General features: G+C 72.7%; 18 protein-coding genes. 7 read left to right on the forward strand and 11 right to left on the reverse strand.

From position 1 onward, the window contains the following. Positions 1 to 148: 148 nt before the first annotated feature. The 6 genes from ACWCWD_RS17315 to ACWCWD_RS17340 form a co-directional block, all read right to left on the reverse strand. Entirely contained in the window at positions 149 to 3,046 is a 2,898-nt protein-coding gene (locus ACWCWD_RS17315) for a polysaccharide lyase family 8 super-sandwich domain-containing protein (RefSeq protein ID WP_450773660.1), read from the reverse strand. Positions 3,047 to 3,159: 113 nt separating this feature from the next. Continuing rightward, on the reverse strand, positions 3,160 to 4,188 hold the full coding sequence (locus ACWCWD_RS17320) for a Gfo/Idh/MocA family protein (protein WP_450773661.1): 1,029 nt from the start codon (positions 4,186 to 4,188) through the stop codon (positions 3,160 to 3,162). Beyond that, on the reverse strand, positions 4,185 to 5,432 hold the full coding sequence (locus ACWCWD_RS17325; protein WP_450773662.1) for a substrate-binding domain-containing protein: 1,248 nt from the start codon (positions 5,430 to 5,432) through the stop codon (positions 4,185 to 4,187). The genes ACWCWD_RS17320 and ACWCWD_RS17325 overlap by 4 nt, the downstream gene beginning before the upstream one ends. A 17-nt stretch (positions 5,433 to 5,449) precedes the next feature. Beyond that, entirely contained in the window at positions 5,450 to 6,331 is an 882-nt protein-coding gene (locus ACWCWD_RS17330; RefSeq protein WP_450773663.1) for a carbohydrate ABC transporter permease, read from the reverse strand. A gap of 161 nt (positions 6,332 to 6,492) precedes the next feature. Next, positions 6,493 to 7,596 (reverse strand): carbohydrate ABC transporter permease, encoded by a 1,104-nt coding sequence (locus ACWCWD_RS17335; RefSeq protein ID WP_450773664.1) that lies wholly within the window; start codon positions 7,594 to 7,596, stop codon positions 6,493 to 6,495. Continuing rightward, positions 7,593 to 8,927 (reverse strand): ABC transporter substrate-binding protein, encoded by a 1,335-nt coding sequence (locus ACWCWD_RS17340; RefSeq protein ID WP_450773665.1) that lies wholly within the window; start codon positions 8,925 to 8,927, stop codon positions 7,593 to 7,595. The genes ACWCWD_RS17335 and ACWCWD_RS17340 overlap by 4 nt, the downstream gene beginning before the upstream one ends. Positions 8,928 to 9,390: 463 nt before the next feature. Between ACWCWD_RS17340 and ACWCWD_RS17345 the strand changes: the two genes are divergently transcribed. From ACWCWD_RS17345 to ACWCWD_RS17365, 5 genes are all read left to right on the forward strand, one after another. Beyond that, a complete protein-coding gene (locus ACWCWD_RS17345; RefSeq protein ID WP_450773666.1) occupies positions 9,391 to 10,869 on the forward strand; it encodes a sulfatase-like hydrolase/transferase in 1,479 nt (492 codons plus the stop codon). A gap of 364 nt (positions 10,870 to 11,233) precedes the next feature. Then, positions 11,234 to 11,467, forward strand: coding sequence for a hypothetical protein (locus ACWCWD_RS17350; RefSeq protein ID WP_450773667.1), 234 nt, complete (start codon positions 11,234 to 11,236; stop codon positions 11,465 to 11,467). Between the two features lie 267 nt (positions 11,468 to 11,734). Continuing rightward, the gene (locus tag ACWCWD_RS17355) at positions 11,735 to 12,664 is read left to right on the forward strand and encodes a RimK family alpha-L-glutamate ligase (protein WP_450773668.1); all 930 of its coding nucleotides are present in this window, start codon (positions 11,735 to 11,737) and stop codon (positions 12,662 to 12,664) included. 201 nt (positions 12,665 to 12,865) lie between these two features. After that, a complete protein-coding gene (locus tag ACWCWD_RS17360; protein ID WP_450773669.1) occupies positions 12,866 to 15,844 on the forward strand; it encodes a hypothetical protein in 2,979 nt (992 codons plus the stop codon). Between the two features lie 194 nt (positions 15,845 to 16,038). Further along, complete coding sequence (locus ACWCWD_RS17365; protein ID WP_450773670.1) at positions 16,039 to 16,761, forward strand: GNAT family N-acetyltransferase; 723 nt, start codon at positions 16,039 to 16,041, stop codon at positions 16,759 to 16,761. Positions 16,762 to 16,851: 90 nt separating this feature from the next. Here the strand turns inward: ACWCWD_RS17365 and ACWCWD_RS17370 are convergent, their stop codons facing one another. Then, positions 16,852 to 17,229: a VOC family protein gene (locus ACWCWD_RS17370; protein WP_450773671.1), complete on the reverse strand. Its 378-nt coding sequence runs from the start codon at positions 17,227 to 17,229 to the stop codon at positions 16,852 to 16,854. A gap of 293 nt (positions 17,230 to 17,522) precedes the next feature. Between ACWCWD_RS17370 and ACWCWD_RS17375 the strand changes: the two genes are divergently transcribed. Further along, positions 17,523 to 18,347, forward strand: a complete 825-nt coding sequence (locus ACWCWD_RS17375; protein ID WP_450773672.1) for an alpha/beta fold hydrolase — start codon at positions 17,523 to 17,525, stop codon at positions 18,345 to 18,347. Between the two features lie 70 nt (positions 18,348 to 18,417). Here ACWCWD_RS17375 and ACWCWD_RS17380 read toward each other — a convergent pair whose 3' ends face one another. Then, complete coding sequence (locus ACWCWD_RS17380; RefSeq protein WP_450773673.1) at positions 18,418 to 18,957, reverse strand: hypothetical protein; 540 nt, start codon at positions 18,955 to 18,957, stop codon at positions 18,418 to 18,420. A 116-nt stretch (positions 18,958 to 19,073) separates the two neighbouring features. Beyond that, positions 19,074 to 20,474: a MocR-like pyridoxine biosynthesis transcription factor PdxR gene (gene pdxR, locus ACWCWD_RS17385; protein ID WP_450773674.1), complete on the reverse strand. Its 1,401-nt coding sequence runs from the start codon at positions 20,472 to 20,474 to the stop codon at positions 19,074 to 19,076. A gap of 47 nt (positions 20,475 to 20,521) precedes the next feature. Between pdxR and ACWCWD_RS17390 the strand changes: the two genes are divergently transcribed. After that, positions 20,522 to 21,028 (forward strand): carboxymuconolactone decarboxylase family protein, encoded by a 507-nt coding sequence (locus ACWCWD_RS17390; protein WP_450773675.1) that lies wholly within the window; start codon positions 20,522 to 20,524, stop codon positions 21,026 to 21,028. An 85-nt stretch (positions 21,029 to 21,113) separates the two neighbouring features. On the opposite strand, the gene ACWCWD_RS17395 is transcribed toward ACWCWD_RS17390, so the two are convergent. Together ACWCWD_RS17395 and ACWCWD_RS17400 are read right to left on the reverse strand one after the other, a co-directional pair. Beyond that, entirely contained in the window at positions 21,114 to 22,154 is a 1,041-nt protein-coding gene (locus ACWCWD_RS17395; protein ID WP_450773676.1) for a serine/arginine repetitive matrix protein 2, read from the reverse strand. Positions 22,155 to 22,157: 3 nt separating this feature from the next. Continuing rightward, a complete protein-coding gene (locus tag ACWCWD_RS17400) occupies positions 22,158 to 22,538 on the reverse strand; it encodes a hypothetical protein (RefSeq protein WP_450773677.1) in 381 nt (126 codons plus the stop codon). Positions 22,539 to 22,540 lie beyond the last annotated feature (2 nt).

The following is a 22,540-nucleotide window of genomic DNA, read 5'->3' on the forward strand; positions in this document are numbered from 1 at the left end:
ACGGCGCCCCGCCCCGCGGCCGGAGAACCACATGCCCCCCGACCCGGCCCGACCCGGCCCGATCCGGCCTGTCGTCGCCGAGGCGCCCGCTGCCGAACCGCACCGCCGCGCACCCGTCCCGCTCCGGGTGCGCGGCGGTGCGTCGTCCTCAGCCCAGCGTCACCGTCAGCACTGGCGGATACGCCTTGTTCTCGCGGGAGTTGATGACGACGGCGAGGCCCGGCGCCGCCTGGGCCAGGGCGAGGGAGACCGGTCCTGGGGCCGCCGCCGTGACGTGGGCGGTGACGTCGAGGGCGAGCCAGGCCGGTACGGCGGTGGCGGCGGCGTCCGCGCGGGCCGTGCCGAGGGCGGGGCGGGTGTTCCAGGTGAGGGCGGGTTCGGTCCAGGTGGTGTCGGCCACTCCGTACGCGGTGACGACGGCGTCGGTGCCGCCGGAGTCGGAGACGAAGCCGTGCACCGAGAGGGTGGCGGAGGTGATCCGGCCGGTGAGGGCCGAGGTGTCGAAGCGGAGGTACGACTGGCGGTTGTAGCCGCTGCCGGTGGCGTTCTTCACCACCAGGGTGGTGGCGGTGCCGTAGGAGGTGTCGGCGTACGCGCCGTCCCGGACGTACCCGTCGGCGACGGGAGCGAGGGCCGCGCCGGTGACCGTGAAGACGGCCTCGGCGGTGGCTCCGGCGGCGCCCGCCGTGTTCACGGTGAGGGCGAGGGTGGGCGCGGCGGTGTCGACGGTGATCCGGGGGTCGGTGCGCACCGCCGTGCCGGTGTGGACGAGCCGTACGGTGACCGAGGAGGCGGTGTGCGTGGGGTCGGAGACCGCCACGGTCAGCGTGGACCCGGTGCGGCGCAGGATCACCGAGCAGGGCGCGCCGACGGTGATGCCCGCCGCCGTTCCGGCCGTGAAGAAGTTGGCGGCGACGATCCCGGAGCCGTTGTCCCGGATCGCCTGTACGGACGGGGTGTTGGCGAGGATCTCCACGGTGGGGGCGGCGGCACGGGCCGCCGTGCGGGAGGCGTCGGCGCCCGGCAGCAGGACGTAGGCGTACGCGCCGTTCGCCGGGGCGGTGCCGTGGGAGAGGCCGAGGGTGAGGTAGCGCCGGGTGGTGGCGGTGGTGGTGCCGCCGGTGTTGATGTCGTGCCAGGAGCCGGTGCGGTCGGTGCGGTCGGCCTTGACGGTGGCGCCGCCGGGGAAGAGGTAGCCGCCGGTCCCGGCGAGGTGCGCCCAGCCGGTGACGGCGAGGGCGGCGGACCAGCCGGCGGTGGAGGGCTGGGCGGTGCCGTCGACGGTGAGCTTCGGGGTGCGGGCCCCGGGGGCGCCGAGGTTGCGGTGCTCGACGGTGGTGGTGACCTCGGCGCCGCTGCCGCCGGTGATGCCCGCGCCGAGGCAGACGACGGAGTCGTCCAGGCAGAACCACGACTTCTTCGCGGTGAGGGTCGAGCCGTGGGCGCGGAAGTCCAGGCCGAGGCTGCCGTACGTGCCGCCGAGGCTCGCGCCGCCCGCCCAGGTCGCGGCGGGCCGGGTGCCCGTACCGGCGGCGTCGGCGAGGGCGAGGGCGTCGGTGGTGGTGCCGGGCATCCGCTTGGGGTCGGCGGTGGGCCAGAAGTCGTCGGTGAAGTGGCCGGGGTCGTCGGCGAGGTAGAGGTAGGCCATGCCGTCGCCGGTGTGCCAGCCGTGCAGGTTCTCGCCGTTCATCGACTCGTACCGGGCGATGCGCGCGGAGGAGAGGGCGAGCGCGAGGGCCCAGTCCCCGCCCCGGTGCACGGCCCGGTCCATGTTCGGGAACTGCACGTGCCCGACGGGCTCCGGGAGGGCCACGATGCCGCTGTCGTTGAGCACGGGGGCGGCCAGGGCGACCCCCGCGATGCCGGCGGTGGCGCTGTAGGGGGCGTACGCCTCGCCCCGGGTGATCCACCCCTTCGCCAGGCCCTTGAAGCGGGTGGCCTGGGCGGTGGTGGGGGCGGAGAGCGCGGCGCGCAGAACGGCCTGGGCGGTGAGGTTGCCGTCGTAGAAGTCGGTCTCGGCGGCCCGGCTGACCGCCCGGCCCCGGACCGCGTCCATGCAGAGGCCGTTCCAGATCCAGGGGGCGAAGGCGGTGTCGACCGAGGTGTGGATGTGCGCGGCGGCCGGGTCGGTCACCTCGTGCGAGGAGCCGTGCAGCAGCTGGAAGAGGCTGGTGAGCCCGCGCAGCAGCACCATGCCGTACGTACCGGTGTAGGGGATGTACGAGTGCTGGACGAAGGACCCGTCGGCGTAGAGCCCGTCGTCGGAGGTGACGTACGGGAACACGTCGGAGAGGCCCGCGACGGCGGCGGCGAGGCGTTCGTCGCTGCGGCCGAGGACGCCGCGCAGGGCGACGACCTGGCAGAGGTCGACCCGGTTGGCGCCGGTGGAGGTGGTGCGGTCGGTGCCGTAGCGGTTCTGGGTGGGGTCGGGCACGAAGTGGTCGATCGCCGCCGTCCAGTCGGCGATCCGGTCCTCGGTGAGCAGCGGGTGCACGAGGGTCATGGTGTTGGTGAGGGCGACGGGGCAGCCGATCTCCCAGTCCCACCAGTTGCCGTTCTCCACGGCGGTGGCGTGGTACGCCTGGGCGTGCAGGAAGTCGAGCCCCGCCACGATGTCGGCGCCGAGCCCGGCGGAGCCGTACAGGGCGCGCCCGGTGCCGTCGGTGGCCGTGGTGCCCTCGGTGGCGTACGCGGTGGCGAGCGAGGCGAGCGCCTTGTATCCGGCGGTGATGTTGGCGGGGACGGTGAGCGGTTGGCCGGGCCAGAGGGAGCCGGCCCCGGTGTCCGGCGCCATGGTGTTCCACAGGCCGGTGGCGGTGGTCGAGAGCACGGCGAGCGCGGGGGCGTAGTCGGCGTCGCCGGCGTCGATGTCGCCGCCGGTCAGCAGGGCGGCCCAGGTCTCGCGCAGGACGTCGAAGGCGTCGCCGTCGGCTGCCGCCGGGGTGGCGCCGGGCAGCAGCTGGAGGCCCGCGGCACCGGCCGCGGCCAGCGCCAGGGCGGACAGGAAGCCGCGGCGGCGGAACGGGACGGCGGTGATCTCGTGCACTGAATCCTCCTGGGGGGCGGAGCTTCGAAAAGTGCGGTGCTTCGAAAGTGCGGTGGTGCGGTTCGTGCCGTGGGAGCAGCCGGGGAGAGCAGCGGCGGGTCGGGCGGCGGGGGTCAGGCGGCCGGAACACCGGCCGGGACGGGGGTCTCGGTGCGCTCGCCGGTGGCGCTGGAGCGGTAGACGGCCTCGACGACCTCGACGACGTGCCGCCCGTGGTCCGCCGAGACGGCCGGGGGCTGTTCGCCGCGTACCGCCGCACCGAACGCGGCGAGCTGCGCGGCGAACGCCCGGGGAACGTCCTCGGGGGATTCGGCGGCGAGCACCGTGGGGACGCTGCCGGGCACGTGTTCGGTGTGCAGGGTCGCGCCGGAGCCGCGTGCCACCCGGATCGCGCCGCGCTCGCCGATCAGCAGCAGTTCGTCGCGGGCGGGCAGTCCGGTGCTGGTGACCCCGATGTGTCCGACGAGGCCGCCTTCCAGTTCCAGCCGGGCCATCATGTCGGTCTCGATGCCGGGCAGCGCACCGGCCCGGTGCACGGCGTTGGCGCTGACCGCGCGGACCCGGCGGCCGGCCAGCCAGACGAGCCGGTCCACGCAGTGCGTACCGATGTTGAAGAACACGCCGCCGCCGGAGACGGCCGGGTCGAAGAACCAGGCGGGGCGGCTGCCCGGCCGGTAGTCGGTGGAGCGCCAGTCGCTGACGGCGAGGAGTTCGCCGATGGCGTCCGCGTCGAGGGCCGCGCGGGCCGCCGCCATCGGGGGCAGGAAGTGCTGGATGTGCCCCACGAAGAGCACCACCCCGGCGTCCGCGCAGGCGCGCTCCATGACGGTGCACTCGGCGGAGTCGGTGGCCATGGGCTTCTCGACCAGGACGTGCAGCCCGGCGTCGGCGCTGTCCGTCACGATCGCGGTGTGCAGCGCGTGCGGGGTGTTGACCACGACGGCGTCGACGGTGCCCGAGGCGATCAGCGCGCGGTGGTCGGTGAACACGGCGGCGCCCAGGGGGTCGGCGACCCCGCGCGCGGTCGCTTCCACCAGGTCGCAGACGGCGGTGACGCGCACCCCGGGGGTGGTCGCGGCGGCCTGCGCGTGCAGGACGCCGACCGCGCCGGCGCCGATCAGACCGAGCCGAATGTCCGTCACGAGGTGATCTCCCGTTGCTTGGGTGAGGGGGTGGGGGTGGAGGTGCGGGTGGGGGTGGCTTCGGGACCGGTGGGCCGCGCGCCGCAGGACTGGCGGACGGTGATGCTGGGGCGCAGCAGGATGCGGTGGCGTGCCGATCCGGGCTCGCGCAGCCGCCGCAGCAGTGTCTCGGCGGCGGTGCGGCCCAGCAGGTGCTTGGGGGGCGCCACGGCGGTGAGCGGGATGTCGGCGAGGTCGGCGATCTCGTCGTCGTACGCGACGAGGGCAAGGTCGCCGGGGACGGTGAGCCCGGCCCGGCGGGCGGCGCCCTCCAGGAGGGCGGCCTGCCGGTCGCCGAAGCAGACGGCTGCGGTGGCTCCGGCCGTACGGAGCACGGCGAGGGCGCGGTCGGCGGTGGCCGGGCTCCATTCCTGCCGGGGTGCTTCGAACTCCACTGTCGAGCAGCCGAGTTCGACCGCCGCCTGCCGGTACCCGTCGATCAGGGGCGGGGCGGTCGGGGCGGGGGCGCGCAGCACGAGGCCGATGGAGCGGTGGCCGAGCCCGGCGAGGTGCCGTACGGCGTCGTAGGCGCCCGCTTCGTGGTGGGTGCAGACGTACTCGCTGGTGTCGCCGAGCGAGGTGCCGCGCCGCTCGATCAGTACGGCGGGTACGGGCAGGGCGGCGATCCGCGCCAGGTAACTCTCGCGGTGCTCGGGCCCGTTGAAGGTGGGGACGAGCAGCAGCCCGTCCGCGCCGCCGTCGAGGAGGTCCGCCACGTCCCGGGCCTCGCGCTCCTGGTCGTACCCGGAGCAGGTGAGGAGCAGGCGGGCACCCGCGGCGGAGAGTCCCTCCTCGATGCCCTGGAGGACCTGCGGGTAGTAGAAGGTGGTGTCGGGGACGAGTACGCCGATCAGGGCGCGGGCGGCCCGGGGGACGTCGGGCGCCAGGACGAAGGTGCCCGAGCCCTGCCGCCGCACGACGAGTCCCTCGGCGATGAGTTCGTCCACCGCGCGCCGCACGGTGGAGACCGACGACCCGTTGCCGAGGGCGAGTTGCTTCTCGGTGGGCAGCCGTCCGCCGACCGGCCAGACGCCGTCCCGCACCTGCTGCCGCAACTCCTGGGCGAGCCTCCGGAACTTGAGGTCCTTGGGCCCCTCCGCGCCGGACACGCCACCGGACACGCCACCGGGCGCCCCGCCGGGCCTCTCGCCGGGCGCGTCGTGGGGCGCGCCACCGGGCACCTCGCCGGGCATCTCGTCGGGCATGTCGTCTCCCTCGCAGGTCACTTGACGGAGCCGACGGTCATGCCTTCGATGATCCGGCGGCCCAGCCATACGTAGCAGGCGAGGACGGGCAGGACGACCACGGCCACGCCCGCGAACAGGCCGCCCCAGTCTGCGCCGTTGTACTGCATCTGCTGGAGGAAGCCGAGGAGTGCCAGGGAGAGCGTCTGGTGGTCGGTGTTCTGGATGAAGACGAGGGAGAACACGGTCTCGCCCCAGTGCTGGATGACGTTGAGGATCAGCACGGTGACCAGGCCGCCGCGCGCGAGCGGCAGCATGACCTGCCAGAAGGTGCGGAAGGCGGACGCCCCGTCCAGCGCGGCGGCCTCCTCCAGCTCCACCGGCAGGGTCGAGAAGAACCCGGTGAGGAAGAAGACGGCGAAGGGCAGCGAGGTCGCCACGTAGACCACGATCAGGCCGAACAGGCTGTCGACGAGGAGCAGTTTGTTCATGACGACGAAGAGCGGCAGCATCACGACCTGGGAGGGGATGCCGAGGCCGAGGGCGAAGAAGAGCACGAAACCGCCGTTGAACCGGGTGGTGACCCGGCTGAGGACGTACGCGGCGGGCGCGGCGAACACCAGGGTGATCACGGCGGTGCCCGCCACCACGACGACGGTGTTCAGGGCCGCCGGGCCGAAGTTCCCCTCGCTCCAGGCCCGCGCGTAGTTGTCCCAGTGCAGGGAGCCCGGCAGGTGCCACGGGGAGCTGAAGATCTCGTCGGCACTCTTCAGCGAGGAGAGCAGCAGCCACAGCCCGGTGAGGACGTTGAAGCCTGCGACGATCCAGACCAGGGGGACGCCGAGAACCTGGGTGGTGGTGAGCCGGCTCCTCATGCGGGTGAGGCGGCCGGGGGGACGACCGGACGTGGTGACGGCCATGGCGGCGGGGCCTCCTGTGGTCTGGGGGTGCGGGGTGTCTCGGGAGTACGGGGGGACGGCGCCGGGAGTACGGACGTCCTCGGGCGGTTCCTCGGGCGGGTCCTCGGGCGGGACCCGGCCGGGCACGGTCCGCGTGGCTGGAACCGTACGGTCTCGCGCGGTCAGAACTGCACGGTGTCGCGCCGCATGACGCGGCGGATCAGGACGACGAGGACACCGACCAGGGTCACCATCACGACGGCGCTCGCCGCGGCGGAGCCGTAGCGGGGTACGCCACCGGAGGCGAACGCCTCCCCGTAGGTGTAGAGCGCGGTGTTCCACACCCCGGCGTCGGGCATCTGTCCGGCCGCCCCGGCGAAGGCGTAGATGAACTCGAAGACCTTGACGGCGCTGATGGTCCAGAGGACCGCGCAGACGCCGACGACCTCCCACATCAGGGGCAGGGTCACATGGCGGAACTTCTGGAAGGCGTTGGCTCCGGCCAGCTCGCAGTCCTCGTACAGCTCCGGCGGGATCTGGTCCACGGCGGCCATCAGGATGGTGGTGTAGAAGCCGGTCGACGTCCAGACCAGGCCGACCATGATGACCCGGAAGAGGTTGTCCTGCCCGAGCCAGTTCGGCGGGTGCTCCATGCCCAGGGCGCCCACCACCGCGTCGGTGAGGCCGTCGTGCTGGAAGAGGAACCCCCAGAGGATCGAGAGCACCACGCTGGGGACGATGTTGGGGAAGAAGAGGATGGAGCGGGCGGCCTTGCGGCCCTTCATGTCCCGGAGCACCATCGTCAGCCCGAAGGAGACCAGGAAGGTCAGCCCGCCGACGCCGAGGATGATCCACAGGGTGTTGGTGAAGGACTGCTGGAAGGTCGGATCGCCGAACAGCCGACGGTAGTTGTCGACGCCGACGAAGGTCATGGGGCCGGCCCCGGCCCACTTGTTGAAGCTGAGCCACACCGTGTAGAGCGACGGGCCGGCGAAGAAGACGACGTAGACGAGGACGGCCGGCGCGAGGAAGGGCCAGAACAGCTTGCGGCGGCGTGCGGCGAGCGGGCTGGAGCGGGTGGCGGTGGGGCGTGCGGCGCCCGGCTTCCTGCCGGTGCGCACTCCGCCCGCCGCCGCGCCCGCCCTCCCGCCGTCGGCCTTCGCGTCGGCGGTGGTGTTCACGTCGGCGGCCTTCCCGTCGGTGGTGCGCGCGTGGTCGGTCGTCACCTCGCCGGCCGTCACCTCGGTGGCCGTCACCTCGGTGGCCGTCACCTCGGTGGCCGTCACGAGGCGTTCTTCCAGTAGTCCGCGGTGCCCGACTTGAGCTTCCCCGCGAAGGACTCGGCGCTCAACTTGCCGGTGATGAAGCTGGTGTTGAGCGGCTGGAAGACCTTGGTGTACCACTCGGCCGCGTTTTCCTTCACCGCGTCGAGCGTCTTGACGGGCGTACCGGCGGTCAGGGCCTTCTGTGCGTCGGCGAGTTCGGCCGGGGCGGGGATGTCCGCGCGGGGGGTGATGTTCTTGGCCTCGGTGGAGATGCCGGAGAGCTGCTGCTTGGCGAGGAAGTAGGCGATGAACTTGCTCGCGGCGGTGGTGTTCTTCGCCTTCTTGGGGATGGAGAAGCCGATGAGCGAGATGTCCTGGGCCTGCTTCCCGCCGTCCGTGTTCACCGCCGGCACGGGGAACGAGCGGTAGCTGAAGCCGGGTGAGGCGAACTCGGCGGTCTCGCTGGGCGCGAAGGTGCCCAGCAGCAGGAAGTCCGACTTGCCCTTGGCCCACTTCTGCTGCACGGCGGGCCACTTGGAGCCGTCGTAGCCCCCGGTGAAGTCACCGGCCTTGACCAGGTCCTGGACCCGCTTCAGGGCGGCGACGAACTCCGGTGCCTCGAAGGCCTTTCCGGTCGGGTCGGTGGCCGCCTTGCCGAAGGCGCCGGGTCCAAGTGCGCGCAGGACCGCGTAGTACGTCCAGTAGGCGGAGTAGTCCGCGATGTCGGCGTCCAGCGCGAGCGGGCCGTCGCCGCGCTCCTTCTTCCGGTCCGCGAGCAGCGCGGTGAACTCTTCCCAGGTGGCCGGCGGCTTGGCGGCCACGTCGGGCAGGGCCTTGCCGTCGTACCAGACCTGGGTGGTGAGCACCTCGTAGGGGATCTGCCAGAGGGTGCCCTTGTCCGTGTTCAGGTCGCGGTAGGAGGCCGGTACGACGCTGCCGACGGTGTTGCCGGTCTCGCCGGGTATCTCCTGGTCGAGCACGGAGGTGAGGTCGAGCGCCTGGCCGGTGGCCTGGAGCTGCGCGTAGGCGAAGCGGTCCGCGGAGTCGACCAGGTCGGCGGGGACGTTGGCGGTGTTCAGGGTGGGCGCCAGCTGCTGGACGACCTGCCGGCCCTTCCACTGCACGCGGACCTTGATGCCGGTGTCCTTGGTGAACGTGTCGATCGCGGCCTGCAACACCTTGGCCTGCGGTTCGTTCTGCTTCCACATCGACCAGTAGGTGAACGAGTCGCCGCCCCCGCCGGCCGAGGAGGCACCGGACGAACAAGCGGATGCCGTGAGGCCGAGGGTCGCCGCCAGGGCGACGGCGAGAACGGTGCGGCGCGAAAGGCGCGCGGATCGGTCGGAAGGCATGGCTCTCCTCGGAGACGGGGGTCTGAGGCGGGGCGTGCGAAGTGGCCCAATGATTTCCAGCCATTCATAGAGCGGTCAATCGCTCTTTGAGCGCATGAATTGCCTATGAATTTGGGACTGTCGGCAACCGATCCGGCACAAGTCCGGCTCAACAGCAGGTCGTAGCAGGTGTCCGACACGGAACGGGCAGTCGAACCAGAGCCCAAGACATCGGCAATTCATTCGCCTGAAACAGTTGACTTGTCCGGCCACCAGACCCCACGCTCTGCACAGCCCGGCGCACTCGCCCCGTGACGGCCGGGAGCCGGTGGCGCCACCGTCGACGCCTGTCCCGCCTTGTCCGGCCCCGCGCTCCGGAGCCCGGCCCGTACTCGGCGCCGGGCTCCCGCACTCCGGCGCCGGTCCGGGCTCCCGCACCACTCCGGCGCCGGGCTCCCGTCCGGCACGACCGAGGAGGACCCCCATGGCCAGCCGCGACCCGTACCGCCCCAACGTCCTGCTGATCCTCTCGGACGACCAGGGACCGTGGGCCATGGGCTGTGCGGGCAACGACGAGATCCGCACCCCGCACCTCGACGCACTTGCGGACCGCGGGGTCCGTTTCAGCCGCTTCTTCTGCACCTCGCCGGTCTGCTCGCCCGCCCGCGCCTCGCTCTTCACCGGCGAACTGCCGTCCCAGCACGGGGTGCACGACTGGCTCTCGTACCATCACGCCGGACGGACGGGCATCGACTTCCTGTCCGGAAGGACCCTGTTCACCGACATTCTCGCCGACGCGGGTTACCGCCTCGGCCTCAGCGGCAAGTGGCATCTGGGCGCCAACGACCGCCCCCGCAAAGGCTTCGTGCACTGGTACGTGCACGAGAGCGGCGGCGGCCCGTACTACGGCGCCCCGCTCTACCGCGACGGCGTACCGACCGAGGAGCCCGCCTACCTCACCGACGCGCTCGCCGACGACGCGCAGGACTTCCTCACCGCCGAGTCCGGCCGCCCCGAGCCCTTCCACCTCTCCCTGCACTTCACCGCCCCGCACAAGCCGTGGAAGGGCCAGCACCCGCCCGAGTACACGGAGTTGTACGAGGACTGCGCCTTCGACAGCTGCCCGCAGGGCCCCGCGCACCCCTGGCAGCCCGTGGACGCGGACGGCGCCCCCGTCGGCGGCGAGAGCGACACCCGGGAGGCCCTCATCGGCTACTTCGCGGCCACCACCGCGATGGACGCCGCCATCGGCCGGGTGCTCGACCGGCTCGACGCGCTCGGACTCACCGAATCCACGCTGATCATCTTCACCAGCGACAACGGCTTCAACGCCGGGCACCACGGCATCTGGGGCAAGGGCAACGGCACCTTCCCGCAGAACATGTACGACAGCTCGGTCCTGGTGCCCTTCCTGATCGCGCAGCCCGGCCGCATCCCGGCCGGCCGGCACAGCGAGGCGCTGCTCTCCCAGTACGACGTGCTGCCGACGCTGGTGGAGCACCTCGGCCTCGGCCACCGCCACGACCCCGCCCTCCCGGGCCGCTCCTTCGCGGACATCCTGGCGGGAACGGACCCGGCCCGGGACCGCCCCACCGAGGCCGCCGAGACCACCGAGGCCGCCGAGGCCACCGACCGCGAACGCGTCGTCGTCTACGACGAGTACGGCCCGGTCCGCATGATCCGCACCCGGGACCTCAAGTACGTCCACCGCTACCCGCACGGCCCGCACGAGTTCTACGACCTGGCCGCCGACCCCGGCGAGGAGCACAACCTCGTCGACGACCCGGCCCGCGCCGCCGAGCGCATCGACCTCGCCGCCCGGCTGGACGCCTGGTTCGCGCGGTACGTGGACCCGGCCCAGGACGGCGCCCGGCTGCCGGTCACCGGCTCCGGCCAGCGGACCCCGGTCGCCCCCGGCTCGCTGGCGACCGCCTTCGAACCGGCCCCGGGCAGCGCCTCCTGAGGCGGCGGTGAGGGGCGCGTCGGGCGCGCCCGCACGCCCTCACCACCGGGGCAGCACCCCCTCACCGCCGGGGCCGTGCTCCCCTCACCGCCGGGCCCGCGCACCATGCTCGCGCGGGCCGGCCGCATACCGGTCAATCTGCCTCCCGGTTTTCATCCCCCCGCTCCCGACCGATGGTCCGCCCGTCCGGAGCGGGCGCCGCTACGACGCCGGTAGGGCCCGGACGCATGCACCCGGATGACCCCCGCGCAGGTCGGTCCCGGTTTCCATACCAACCGGCCCGTTTCTGCCTCACTCTAGGGGTGCCGGGACGCCCACCAGGCGTCCCGAAGAGCACCACCAGGGTGCGGAGAGGACGAGAAGAGTGAACGCCAAGAGAAGCGAACCCGCGGTCGGGGCGCTGGTGGTGGACGCGTCGCGGCCGGGGGTGATCGGCGAGTTCCGGAGCGTCGCCGGCGCCTTCTGGCAGCTGCGGCCGGTGGCCGGAGGGGCCGAGTGGCAGGCCGATCCGGAGCAGGTCCGGTTCGCGGACCCCGCCGAACGGCTGCGCGCCGAGAACGCGCGGTGCAACGCGCGGAGCCGGGGCGAACTGCTGTGACCGCGAGGGCACGGGCCCACCCCTCATGGGCCCGCGCCCCGCGACTCACGGACCCGCGCCCCGCCCGGGCGGTGAGGCGGGACCGTCCCCGGAGCGGGACGGTCCCAGGAGCCGGACGGTCCCAGGAGCCGGACGGTCCCAGGAGCTGGACGGTCCCAGGAGCTGGACGCTCTTTGGTGTGCAACATCCCCGTTTCCACCAGGATTTCGCACACTCCACGCTAAATTCCTGCCGGTCCCGATACCGAACCGGAGAGGCGGACAGGCAATGGAGCGTACGGAGTTACTGCCCCCCACGGACGTGTGGCTGCTGGTACGGGCACTCCCCGTACCCCTGCAGGGCGCGACGCAGAGGCTGGCGGACGCCCTCGCGGCGCTCCACGGGCCGAAGTTCGCGGTCTGGCACACCAACGAGTTCGTCTTCGGCGTCCACCAGGGGCGGTTGTTCCTGCGGACCCTGGGCGGCGCGGAGGTACCCGCCCCGAAGGTCGTCCTCATACGCCAGACCCCCGGCTCCATGCACTACGACCGCGAGGTGACCCTGCTGCGGCACCTGGAGCGCATGGGGGCCACCCTCGTCAATCCGCTGGCGGCGCATCTCCTCTGCCGCAACAAGGTATGGCAGATGCAGGAGTTGGCCCTCGCCGGGCTTCCGGTGCCCGACACCCTCTCGTACGGGACGGCGCCGCTCGAAGGCGTGGTCCGCACCACCGGCCTCGACACCCCGTGCGTGGTCAAGTCGGTCACCGGCCACAAGGGCAAGCAGGTGTTCCTCGCCCCCGACACCCACCTGCTGCGCGGCATCGCGGGCGCCCTCGCGCAGGAGACCCCGCATCTCTTCCAGGAGTACGTGTCCCACTCGCACGGCCGGGACCTGCGTCTGATCGTGGTCGACGGGGAGACCGTGGGCGCCGCCGTACGCACCTCCCGCAACGGCGGCCTCGCCTCGAACATCGGCCAGGGCGGCTCGGCCACCGTCTGCCCCGGCGCATACCCGGAGGCGGAGGCGCTGGCCGTACGGGCGGCCGGGGCGATGGGGCTGGCCATCGCGGGGGTGGACCTCCTCTTCGCGTCCGAGGACACCTTCACCGTCTGCGAGGTCAACGCGGTACCCGGCTGGCGCCCGCAGATGACGGCGGTCGTCCCCGCCATCACTGCCTGCGTCGACCGCCGCCTCAAGGCGGCCGACAGGGCCTGAGGGGGACGTGGAGCCGTGGGACCCGAAGGGGGCTCGACGGGACCGTGGGGCCTGAGGGGCCCGAGGAGAAGCCGGAGGGGGAACGCGTGGAGACGGACAACGCGCCGTCACCCCGCGCGCAGAGAACAATGACGTGAAAACCCTCACACCCCGCCCCTCAACACCCTATGTTCACACGGGTAGTTCGTCATGGAGGCGTAGATGTCGGAGACCAGCCCACCCCCCACTCCCTCGGCCCCGGAGCCCGGCGGACCGCTGGAGGTATGGGGCCAGATCCTTTCGGCCGCGTCCGAGGTTCTCTCCAGCATCGCCGAGGGACTCAAGGTCGAGCCGGTGCTGCTCGCCGGATTCGCGACCATGTTCCTCGTCGAGCTGGCGGGCCTCGTGTTCGGCGGGACCTTCCTCGTCGTCGTGTCCCTGCTGTTCGGCGCGTACCTGCTTTCCCTCGTGGCGCTCTTCGTACTGCGCCGCACCGGGAACCCGCGTCCCGGACGTGCCCCGGACAACCGGCGGGTGAGCGTGCGGCGTTCGCGACGGGTGGACGTGCCCCAGTTCGGCTCCTGGCGGGGGAACTCGCGGGTGGACGTGAACCGCAGCGAGGACGTGAGCATCGGCGGAGATCCGGTCCGGGCCACCGCCCCCGCTGCGCCGCCCGCGGCAGCTGTGTCGCCCGCCTCGGAGGACGACGCGTCGGCCGAGCCGCAACGGCTCACCCCCCGCAAGCCGTATACGCCCACGCTCGCCCGTGCCCGGGACACCGTGCTGAGCGCCGCACGGGCCGGTGGTGTGGGAAGCGGTGTGCACTTCGACGTCGTCGCCGACAGCGGCTGCGGAAAGACCCTGCTGTTGGAGGAGATCGCCGCCGGGCTGAAGGAGGACGGGCGCCTCGTCCTGTTCGTCACGGCCGGCGCCCCCCAGTACGGGGAGACCGGGACCATGGAGTCCAACGGGCGGAAGATGGCGGAGCACGCCGCCTGCCGCCAGATCATCGACGCGCTCGCCGCCGACGTGCACCGGGCGTACGCCCCGGACGGTGGCGCGGCGCCCCTTCTCGACCAGACGGAAGGTCGGGAGTTGGAGGCCGCGATCCTGGCGACGCGGGACGTCTGGCACTCGGGGGAACCGTCGGCCGGGACGAATGTCGCCATCGAGATCAGCCACTCCAGCAGCGTGAGCGTCGGCAGCATCGGAGAGGCGGTCGCGGGAGCGCTCCCCCGTGAGCCCGTGTTGCCCCGGCTCACCGAGATGCAGGCGCGGCTGACGCGGGTGCTGGACGAGGCCGCCCGGTCCCGGCCGACGGCCCTGCTCGTGGATGATGTGCACGCCGCGGCGGGAACGCCCGTCGAGCATTGGCTGATGGCCGTGCTGCGGGGAATGTCCACCGCCGTGGTCGTCCGCGCGGGACGCCCTGTGTCCGGCGGACGTGAGCGCCTGTCGCAGCCCGGAGTGCGCCGGCTCGGACTGGGGCTGCTGCCCCACGACGAGACCACCACGTTCGTGAAGGACCGTCTGGCCGAAGCCGGATGGCGACGGGCCGAGTCCACCTCGGCGGCCGACGAGATCGCCCTGCTCACCCGGGGGCACCCGATCGGTGTGGCGACCTGCAGCGCCATCGTCCGCGACTCCCTGCCGGCGAACGCCTCGGCGGAGGACGTCCGCTCGCTGTTGCTCGGTGGTGCCGGGCACTGGGACGACGACGGCGCCTTCGAGGCGGTACGCACCTACGTCGACGACTTCGCCGCGCGCGTCGTGGGTCGCGCGGTCCCGCTCTTCGACCTGCTCGTGGTCCTGCGCCGCTGCACCGCCACCATCCTCACCGCCGTCCTCCACGAGACCGAGGGAGTCACCGAGAGGCAGGCGTCCCAGCTCTACGACTGGCTGACCCGCTGTACCTTCGTCACCCCCTTCGACGACGACGAGAACGAGGGGTGGCGGCTGCACGACTATCTGCGCGAGAACCTCGACCGGCGGTTCCGGCGCACCCGGCCGACGGCCAACGCCGAGCTGCACGCCGCGGTGGAGCGCCACTACCGGGCCCGGATGAACTTCGACGAGGAGCTCGAAGAGCAGTCGGTCATGGCGCTCGGCGCACGCTTCGAGGACGCTGAATGGCAGCGCGACTCGCAGGAGTGGCTGCACCACGCCGCCCATCTGCCCCGCGAGGCGTTCGACGGCAGCAAGCGGGCCATGATCCGGCTGTTCCTGGAAGCGTTCTTCTGGTGGGACATGGAGGTCTCCTCCAGCTACTGCGACCAGCTCGTGGCCGCGTACCAGGCGCTCCCCGACGACCGCGACCTGCGCTGGGTGACGTGGCTGGACCAGTTGCGCACCAGCTACGTCGCCGGGCGCCTCAACCAGGTACCCGGCCGGGACACGGAGCGGTGGGAGCGGGCAGGAGCGGCTCTGGACGCCGTCGCGGAGTATCTGGGGCTCCGGCGCGGGCACGTCCCCGCCGATCCCGATCTTCGGCGCATCTACATCGTCCTCTGCCAGTTGCAGGCCGAGGCGGTCTGGTACGCGGGGAACGAAACGCACGCGGACCGGGCCCGTGCGGTGGCCTGGTTCCGAGCGAGCGGCGCCGCCTGCACGGACGAGAACGAGTTGTGGATGGGGAACTGGGCGGCCTTCGGCGAGGGCATGGTCTGGGCCACCGCGGACCCGCCCCGTGCCCGCGCGCTCCTCGACGGCCTCGAAGAGCGGATCACGGAGGCGGAGGACCACGAACTGCCGGTCTGGCTCGCCGAACTGTTCGCCGACATCGCCTGGGCCGAGAACGATCCCCGGCGGTCCTTCGACGCTCACGCACGGGCCGTCCTGCACGGCTTCGTCTACCACGTACGTCAGGAGGCGTACGGGCAGTACCCCAACCGCTACTCCGACTCGCTCTACCGCAGCGTCCTCATCGGCATGGAACGGCGCGAACACCACGCACTCCAGGCCGGGCTCACCGAGGAGGTGGCCGCCGCGAAGGCGAGGAGCCGGGCCCTCTTCGCACCGTACTGGCGGCACATCGGCGAGGACCCGGGGGACACCTTCGGTCTGCCGGCCCCACCGGGCGCCGAGGATCTCGGGACCGATCTCACCGACTTCGCCCGGACAGCGAAATGGGTGATCCGGAACATGGAGGACGAGTTGGCGGAATCCGTGGAGGAACTCCTGCCCGGGCCCACGGCCCCCTGAGCCGCCCGCGGATGACACGCGCGCTCCGAACGAGCAACCCTGCAGGCCCGTGCGCCTCCGTCTGCCAGGCTGAGCCCTGACGCCGGCGGGTATGCATCCGGGGCGCCCGGTCAGGCACTCGGCACGCCGCACCGCGGTCCCACCCGTCTCGGGTGGGACCGCGGGCAGGCGCAGGGAAGGGACGGACAGACGACATGCAGGTGACCGACATCGGGCTGGACAGTCCGCTGCTGGACGTGGTGTACGACGAACTCCTCGTCCCCAACTTCCCGGCTCACGAACTGGTCACCCGGGACGAGTTGCGGGCCGGTCTGAAATCGGGGGCGCAGTGGATCTCGGCCGTCGTCCGCGACGGCCGCCCCGACGGTGTCGCGATCGCCGAGTGGTCACAGGCGGGCCGGGTGCTGCTGCTCTCGTACATGGCGGTGCGCCGGGACCTGAGGTCCTCGGGCATCGGCGGCGCCCTGATGGGCGAGATCCGCACCGGCTGGCAGGCCCGCGTCCATCCGCTGCTGACCCTCGCCGAGGTCGAGCACCCCGCCGCGCACCGTCCGGACGGCGAGCACGGCGACCAGACCGCCCGTCTCCGCTTCTACGCCCGCCACGGCGCCCGCGTGCTGGACGTGCCCTACTTCCAGCCCTCCCTGCGTCCCGGCGCCGCCAGGGTGCCCGGCATGGTGCTCGCGCTGCTCGCCACCGCGCCGGAGCTCGCGGACGCGGCGGACGGGGCGGACGGCGCGGCGGTCGTGCCGTCCGAGCCGGTCCGGGTGTACATGACGGAGTACTTCGAGGAGGCCGAGGGCTCCGTACCCGACGACCCCGCGACCACCGCCCTGTTCGCCGCGATGCCGCCCGCCGGCATCCCCCTGCTGCCCATCGACGACATCGCGGCCCTGCCGTGCACGACGGACGTGTGACCTGGGGTTCTTCGTCCTGGGGGAAGCCCGCACGCACGGCCGCCCCGGCTCCGTCACGGAGCCGGGGCGGCCGGTCGTTGTCGTGGCCCCTCAGTCCTGGGGGCGGTTGCGGCAGAGGCAGAACGGGTGCCCGGCCGGGTCGGCGTAGACCTGCCAGCCGTACCCGGATTCGCCGACGAAGCTCTTCAGGAAGGTCGCGCCCAGCCCGACCACCCGCTGGCGCTCGGGCTCGAACTCGTCCACCTCGAAGTCGAGATGGAACTGCTGCGGGTGCTCCTGACCGGGCCAGACGGGCGGCTGGTAGGACTCCACCCGCTGGAACGACAGCTCGATCCCGTCGTTGCGCAGGTTGACCCAGCCTTCCTGGCTGATCTCCGTGTTGATCTCCCAGCCCAGCACCTGGGCGTAGAACTCGGCCAGCTTCCAGGGGTCGGGGCAGTCGAGGATGACGTCGGTGAGCTTCAGCATCGGAGCATCATAGGCCGCACCGGCGGGCGCCGGCGGTGAATAAGTGGGCGTGGTCCGGGGGCGGTTCGGGGCGGTACGGCGGTGGTTCCGTGACGGTCCGGTGCGGTCCGGGGGCTGCCCGACCCGGGCCTGTCGGCCCCCGCAGCGGTCACCGCGCTCCACGGGAGGGTGGTACCGGGGCGTTTCCGGGGCAGACGCCCACTCTCCGGGAATATCGGCTGGGAATACCGGCCGGGAATACCGGTCAACGGCTCGCGAATCGCGCCGGCCGTGCCGGAGAGAGGAGGTCCACCGTGGAGTGGAAGCTGGACGAGGAGTTCGGGACGCCCGGCGGGACGATCCGGTGGAGCCGCTTCGGCGACGGCGACCCCGTCGTGCTGGTGCACGGCACCCCGTACTCCTCGTACCTCTGGCGGGACATCGCGCCGGCGCTCGCGCGTAACCGTACGGTCTACGTCTTCGACCACCTCGGCTTCGGCCGGTCGGACCAGCGCGAGGGCCAGGACCTCGGCCTCGCGGCCCACGCGCGGAACTTCGCCGCGCTCCTCGACCACTGGGGGCTGACCCGCCCCAGCGTCGTCGCGCACGACATCGGCGGCGCCGTGGCCCTGCGGACGCTGCTGCTGGAGAAGCGGGAGTACCGGGACCTGACCCTCTTCGACGCGGTGAGCGGGGGCGACTGGGAGCGAGGCCTCTTCCGGCTCCTCCTGGAGCACGCGGACGTCTTCGGCCGGCTCCCGGAGTACGCGCACGAGGCCCTGGTAGCCGCCCATCTGCGTCACGCCACGCACGCCGGCTTCCGGCCGGGAGTCCTCGACGCGCACCTCGCCCCGTGGCGGGGGGCCGAGGGTCAGGCCGCGTTCTACCGGCAGTACCGCCAGATCCGGCAGACGGACACCGCCGCGTACGAGGAGCTGCTGGGCGACGTCTCGATCCCGGTACGGATCGTCTGGGGGCGGGAGGACCGCATCCTTCCCCCGGAGTACGCGCGCTGGCTGCACGAGCGCGTCCCGCACGCCGAACTGCACTGGATCGAGGGCGCGGGCCATCTCCTCCAGGAGGACGCCCCGGGGCAGCTGATGGCCCACCTCACCGCCGGCTTCCCTCCGAGGGCGTGAGGGAGAGGCGGTCGGGCACCGACGGGGCTCGGCCGAGTGCGGGGTCGTCCAGGGCCGGCGTCAGCAGGTCTCACTCCGAGGTCATGCCGAGGTCGTGGCGCATCCCCTCACGGAGGGCGACCAGGCGTTCCCACAGCTCCTCGATCTGCTCGCCCAGGTCGTCGAGTCCGTCTCCCGGTTCCGGCAGCCCGGTGTCCAGGCGCACGGCGTGGCGGTGGATCTTCTGCAGGGCTCCGTTGACCCGGCCGACCAGGCCGTGGACCTCGTCGGAGGCGATGATGTTCGCCTCCGCGTGCTGAGCGACGTAGGCCCGCCAGCTCTCCTGGAGTGCGTCCCGGCGCGAGGAGTCCAGCCGCCCCGCACGCCGCAGGTCGAGCGCGCAGGCCGCCAGGGTGTCCCTGACCGTCCGCGCCGCCGCGTTGAACCTGACGTAGGCGGCCTGCCGTTCGGCGAGGAGGCGGTCCGCCCGCGCCCGTGTGAGGTCCTCCTGACGGTGGCGTTCGAGGCGCTCCTGCTCCCGCTGGTGAACCCGCTGCGCGTGGCGCTGCGCGAGCAGGACCGACACGAGCGAGACGGCACCACCGATCACGGCTGCCGCCAGTGTCAGCATCGCCGACACCATGTGCCGCCCCCTCCCCCGTGCCCTCGCCCGCACGGTAACCGAGCCACCGCGTCCCGCACAGGGCGCACCTCACGGCAGGCGCCACCGCGCGGCAGGCGCACCCCTCACGGCAGCACCCGGCAGAGGGCGTCCAGGGTCCCCTTCCAGGCGCTGTCGGGCGGGGAGCCGTAGCTGATGACCAGCGCGTCGCGCTCCCGCCCGGCGTCGGGGTGGCGGAAGTAGGAGAGGCCCTCCAGGGCCAGCCCCTGGAAGGCGGCGGCGGAGATCACCGAGCGTTCGGTGCCTTCGGGGAGTTCGAGGACGGCGTGCAGTCCGGCCGCGATGCCGCTGATCCGGATGTCCGGGGCTCGTTCGGCGAGGGCGGCGACGAGCTGGTCGCGGCGGCGCCGGTAGCGCAGCCGCATCGCGCGCACGTGGCGGTCGTACGCGCCCGAGGCGATGAACTCCGCGAGGACGAGCTGCTCCAGTGAGCCGGTGGTCCAGTCGGCGAACCCCTTGGCGGCGGCGACTTCCTCGACCATGCCGGCGGGTGGCACCATCCAGCCCAACCGCAGCCCCGGAGCGAGGGACTTGCTCGCGGTGCCGATGTAGACGACCCGGTCGGGGTCGAGGCCCTGGAGGCTGCCGACAGGCTGGCGGTCGTACCGGAACTCGCCGTCGTAGTCGTCCTCGACGATCACCCCGCCCGTCGCGCGCGCCCAATCGACGGCCGCCGTCCGGCGGTCCGGGTCGAGCGGGACGCCGGTCGGGAACTGGTGGGCAGGCGTCAGCAGTACGGCTCCGATCCCGCGCATGCCCGCCAACTCGGCTGTCACCGTGCCTTGTTGGTCGAGCGGCAGACAGGGGGTCCGCAGTCCGGCGTCGGCGAGGACGCCCCGGTGGAAGTCGAGTCCGTACGACTCGACGGCGACCTCGCGCACCCGCCGCTTCCTCAACACCGCACCCACCAGGCGCAGTCCGTGGATGAACCCCGAGCAGATCACCACCCGTTCCGGGTCCGCGTACACCCCGCGCGCCCGGCCGAGGTACTCCGCGATGGCGGTGCGCAGTTCGATGCGGCCGCGCGGATCTCCGTACCCGAAGGCCTCGTTGGGGGCTTCGGTGAGCGCGCGGCGGGAGGCGCGGAGCCAGGCGGCGCGCGGGAAGGAGGCCAGGTCCGGCTGGCCGGGCATCAGGCTGTACGTGGGCAGCCGGCGGGCGGGCAGGGTCCTGCGGGCGGCCGGGGTTCCGCCGCGCGGCTCCGACCGCCGGGCGACCCGGGTCCCCGAGCCCTGGCGGGCGGTGAGCCACCCCTCGGCGACCAGCTCGGCGTACGCGTCCGCCACCGTGTTCCGGGCGATCCCGAGGTCCGCTGCGAGCGCCCGGGAGGACGGCAGCCGGGCGCCGGGCGCCAGCCTCCCCGTGCGTACGGCGTCCCGCAGCGCCTCCATCAGCCCGTCGCGCAGGCCCCCGGCGTGCGGCTCGATGTGCAGGTCGGCCCCGAAAGTGGCCCAGGAATCCGTCATGGAAATGGACCATAGCCGGGCGCCACCCGGGCCGTAGCGTGGTGGGCATGACGACACAGAGCCACACCCACGCCACGTCCGAGTTCGCCCCCGAGCACACCCCGCGCCTCAACTGGGCGGAGCTCGCCCCCGACGTCTACAAGGCCATGGTCAGGCTGGACGCGGCGGCCCGTAAGGGGCTCGACCCGGTCATCGGCGAGCTGGTGAAGATCCGCTCCTCGCAGCTCAACCACTGCGCGTTCTGCCTGGACATGCACACCAAGGACGCCCTCGCCCAGGGCGAGACCGTCCAGCGGATCGTGCAGCTCAGCGCGTGGGAGGAGTCGAAGCACTTCTACACGGAGAAGGAGATCGCGGCGATCGAGCTGACCGAGGCGATCACCGTGGTGACCGACGGGTTCGTGCCCGACGAGGTCTGGGAGAAGGCCGCCAAGCACTTCGACGAGGCCGAGCTGGCCCACCTGGTCGCCGCGATCAACGTGATCAACGGCTGGAACCGCTTCGCCGTGAGCACCCGCATGGTCCCGGGCCACTACACCCCGGGCGCGCACTGACCCGTCCGCACACCCGCCCGCACACTCGCCGGCTCACCCACCCGCGTGCCCGCCCGGCCGACCCGGCCCGGCGGGCACGCGGCGGTCAGAACGCGGAGCCCTCCGGGTCGAAGCCCGCCAGTGCCTGGTCGAGGATCTCCTCGTGGAGCGGCCACGCCGTGTCGGGTGCGGCGACCAGCAGGGCGTACAGCCTGCCGTCCGACGCGGTGAACACCCGGTCGACGACCTGACGGCGGGTGCCGGTGGCCTCGTGGTCGTACGCGTAGACCAGTTCGGCGGCGTCGCCGCCGTCCGGGGAGTCCACCGGTTCCATGCTGATCTCCTGGAACCCGGGGCTGGCGCTGCGGCTCTCGGAGGCGGCACGCACCGCGTCCATGGCGCTGGTCACTCCGGTGACCTGCCAGATCTGGAGCAGCGAGGTGCCGTCGTCGGAGGTGTAGTAGACGCCGTGGTCGTCCTCGGTGCGGTGCTGCCACTCCTCGGGCACGAAGACGGTGAAGCCGCTCTGGTCCGAGACGGTCGCGTACCCGGGTTCGGGCGTCACGGTGGCGGTCGCCTCGTCCGTGGGGGCCGGGCCCTCACCGGTCGGTTCGGCGGCGGGCTCCTCGACGGCGCTCTCCCCGCCGGGCACGTCCACCGGGGAGGCGGCCCCGGAGGCCGACGTCGCCTGGGCCGTCGGGTGGTGGTCGTCGTCCTTCGCGAGGGTGAACCAGAGGGCGGCGGTGCACGCGGCGAGCACGCCGACGGTGAGTCCGGCGGTCAGCGGGGTGAACCGCTGCCACACGGTGGAGACGCCTTCCTCCCGTACGCCGTCCCCGGGTTCGATCTCGCCGACGAACCCGCCGACGAAGAGACCGCCGGTCCCCTCGTCCCGGCCGGGAACGGTCCCGCCCGCGAAACCGCCCCGCCCGTCCGGGCCGTAGACGTATCCGCCGGGTGCGGCGTCCGGTGTGCCGTCGGGAGGTGTGCCGTCGGGCGGTGGCGGTACGTACGGGCCGGCCGTCGGCCGGGCCGGGGCCACCGGCGGGGAGGCGGGGAGCGGGGGCAGCACGGCCGGCGGTGGCTGGTCGCCCGTCTCCCATCTCTGTGTCTCGTCGTTCCAGCGCGGTGCGCCGCCGCCCGTCATCGGTCAGCCTCCCAGCAGGGCCGAGAGCTCATGGCCGACCGCGACGCCCGATGCCAGGGTGGCGACGAAGGAACCGGCCGCGTCCATGGCTTCGCGGAGACGGGCGAGCCGTCCGGGCGCGGCGACGCCGTCCGTCTCGATCTCCTCGGCCACGGCGGCGAGTTCGGAGTCGAGTGCCCCGGTTGCGTCGGTGGCGACGAAGCGGGCGAGGTCGGCGCGCAGCTCCCGTACGGTACGGAGCAGTTCGGCGTGCTCGTCGGAGACGGGCGCCGAACCCTGGTTCAGGGTCACCCTGTTGTGGTTGCCGATGGCGAGCGGGCTGCCCGTCACGGAACCGATGTACACGCCGGGCGGGGGCTTCTGCTGTCCGTCCGTGCTTCCCATGG

Source organism: Streptomyces sp. NPDC001493 (assembly GCF_053597235.1).

Bases quoted from the DNA above. Each gene is read 5' to 3' on its own strand.
- ACWCWD_RS17325 (WP_450773662.1), bottom strand. From the start codon at position 5,432: ATGCCCGACGAGATGCCCGGCGAGGTGCCCGGTGGCGCGCCCCACGAC.
- ACWCWD_RS17330 (WP_450773663.1), bottom strand. From the start codon at position 6,331: ATGGCCGTCACCACGTCCGGTCGTCCCCCCGGCCGCCTCACCCGCATG.
- ACWCWD_RS17340 (WP_450773665.1), bottom strand. From the start codon at position 8,927: ATGCCTTCCGACCGATCCGCGCGCCTTTCGCGCCGCACCGTTCTCGCC.
- ACWCWD_RS17345 (WP_450773666.1), top strand. From the start codon at position 9,391: ATGGCCAGCCGCGACCCGTACCGCCCCAACGTCCTGCTGATCCTCTCG.
- ACWCWD_RS17355 (WP_450773668.1), top strand. From the start codon at position 11,735: ATGGAGCGTACGGAGTTACTGCCCCCCACGGACGTGTGGCTGCTGGTA.
- ACWCWD_RS17360 (WP_450773669.1), top strand. From the start codon at position 12,866: ATGTCGGAGACCAGCCCACCCCCCACTCCCTCGGCCCCGGAGCCCGGC.
- ACWCWD_RS17365 (WP_450773670.1), top strand. From the start codon at position 16,039: ATGCAGGTGACCGACATCGGGCTGGACAGTCCGCTGCTGGACGTGGTG.
- ACWCWD_RS17370 (WP_450773671.1), bottom strand. From the start codon at position 17,229: ATGCTGAAGCTCACCGACGTCATCCTCGACTGCCCCGACCCCTGGAAG.
- ACWCWD_RS17380 (WP_450773673.1), bottom strand. From the start codon at position 18,957: ATGCTGACACTGGCGGCAGCCGTGATCGGTGGTGCCGTCTCGCTCGTG.
- pdxR (WP_450773674.1), bottom strand. From the start codon at position 20,474: ATGACGGATTCCTGGGCCACTTTCGGGGCCGACCTGCACATCGAGCCG.
- ACWCWD_RS17390 (WP_450773675.1), top strand. From the start codon at position 20,522: ATGACGACACAGAGCCACACCCACGCCACGTCCGAGTTCGCCCCCGAG.
- ACWCWD_RS17395 (WP_450773676.1), bottom strand. From the start codon at position 22,154: ATGACGGGCGGCGGCGCACCGCGCTGGAACGACGAGACACAGAGATGG.
- ACWCWD_RS17400 (WP_450773677.1), bottom strand. From the start codon at position 22,538: ATGGGAAGCACGGACGGACAGCAGAAGCCCCCGCCCGGCGTGTACATC.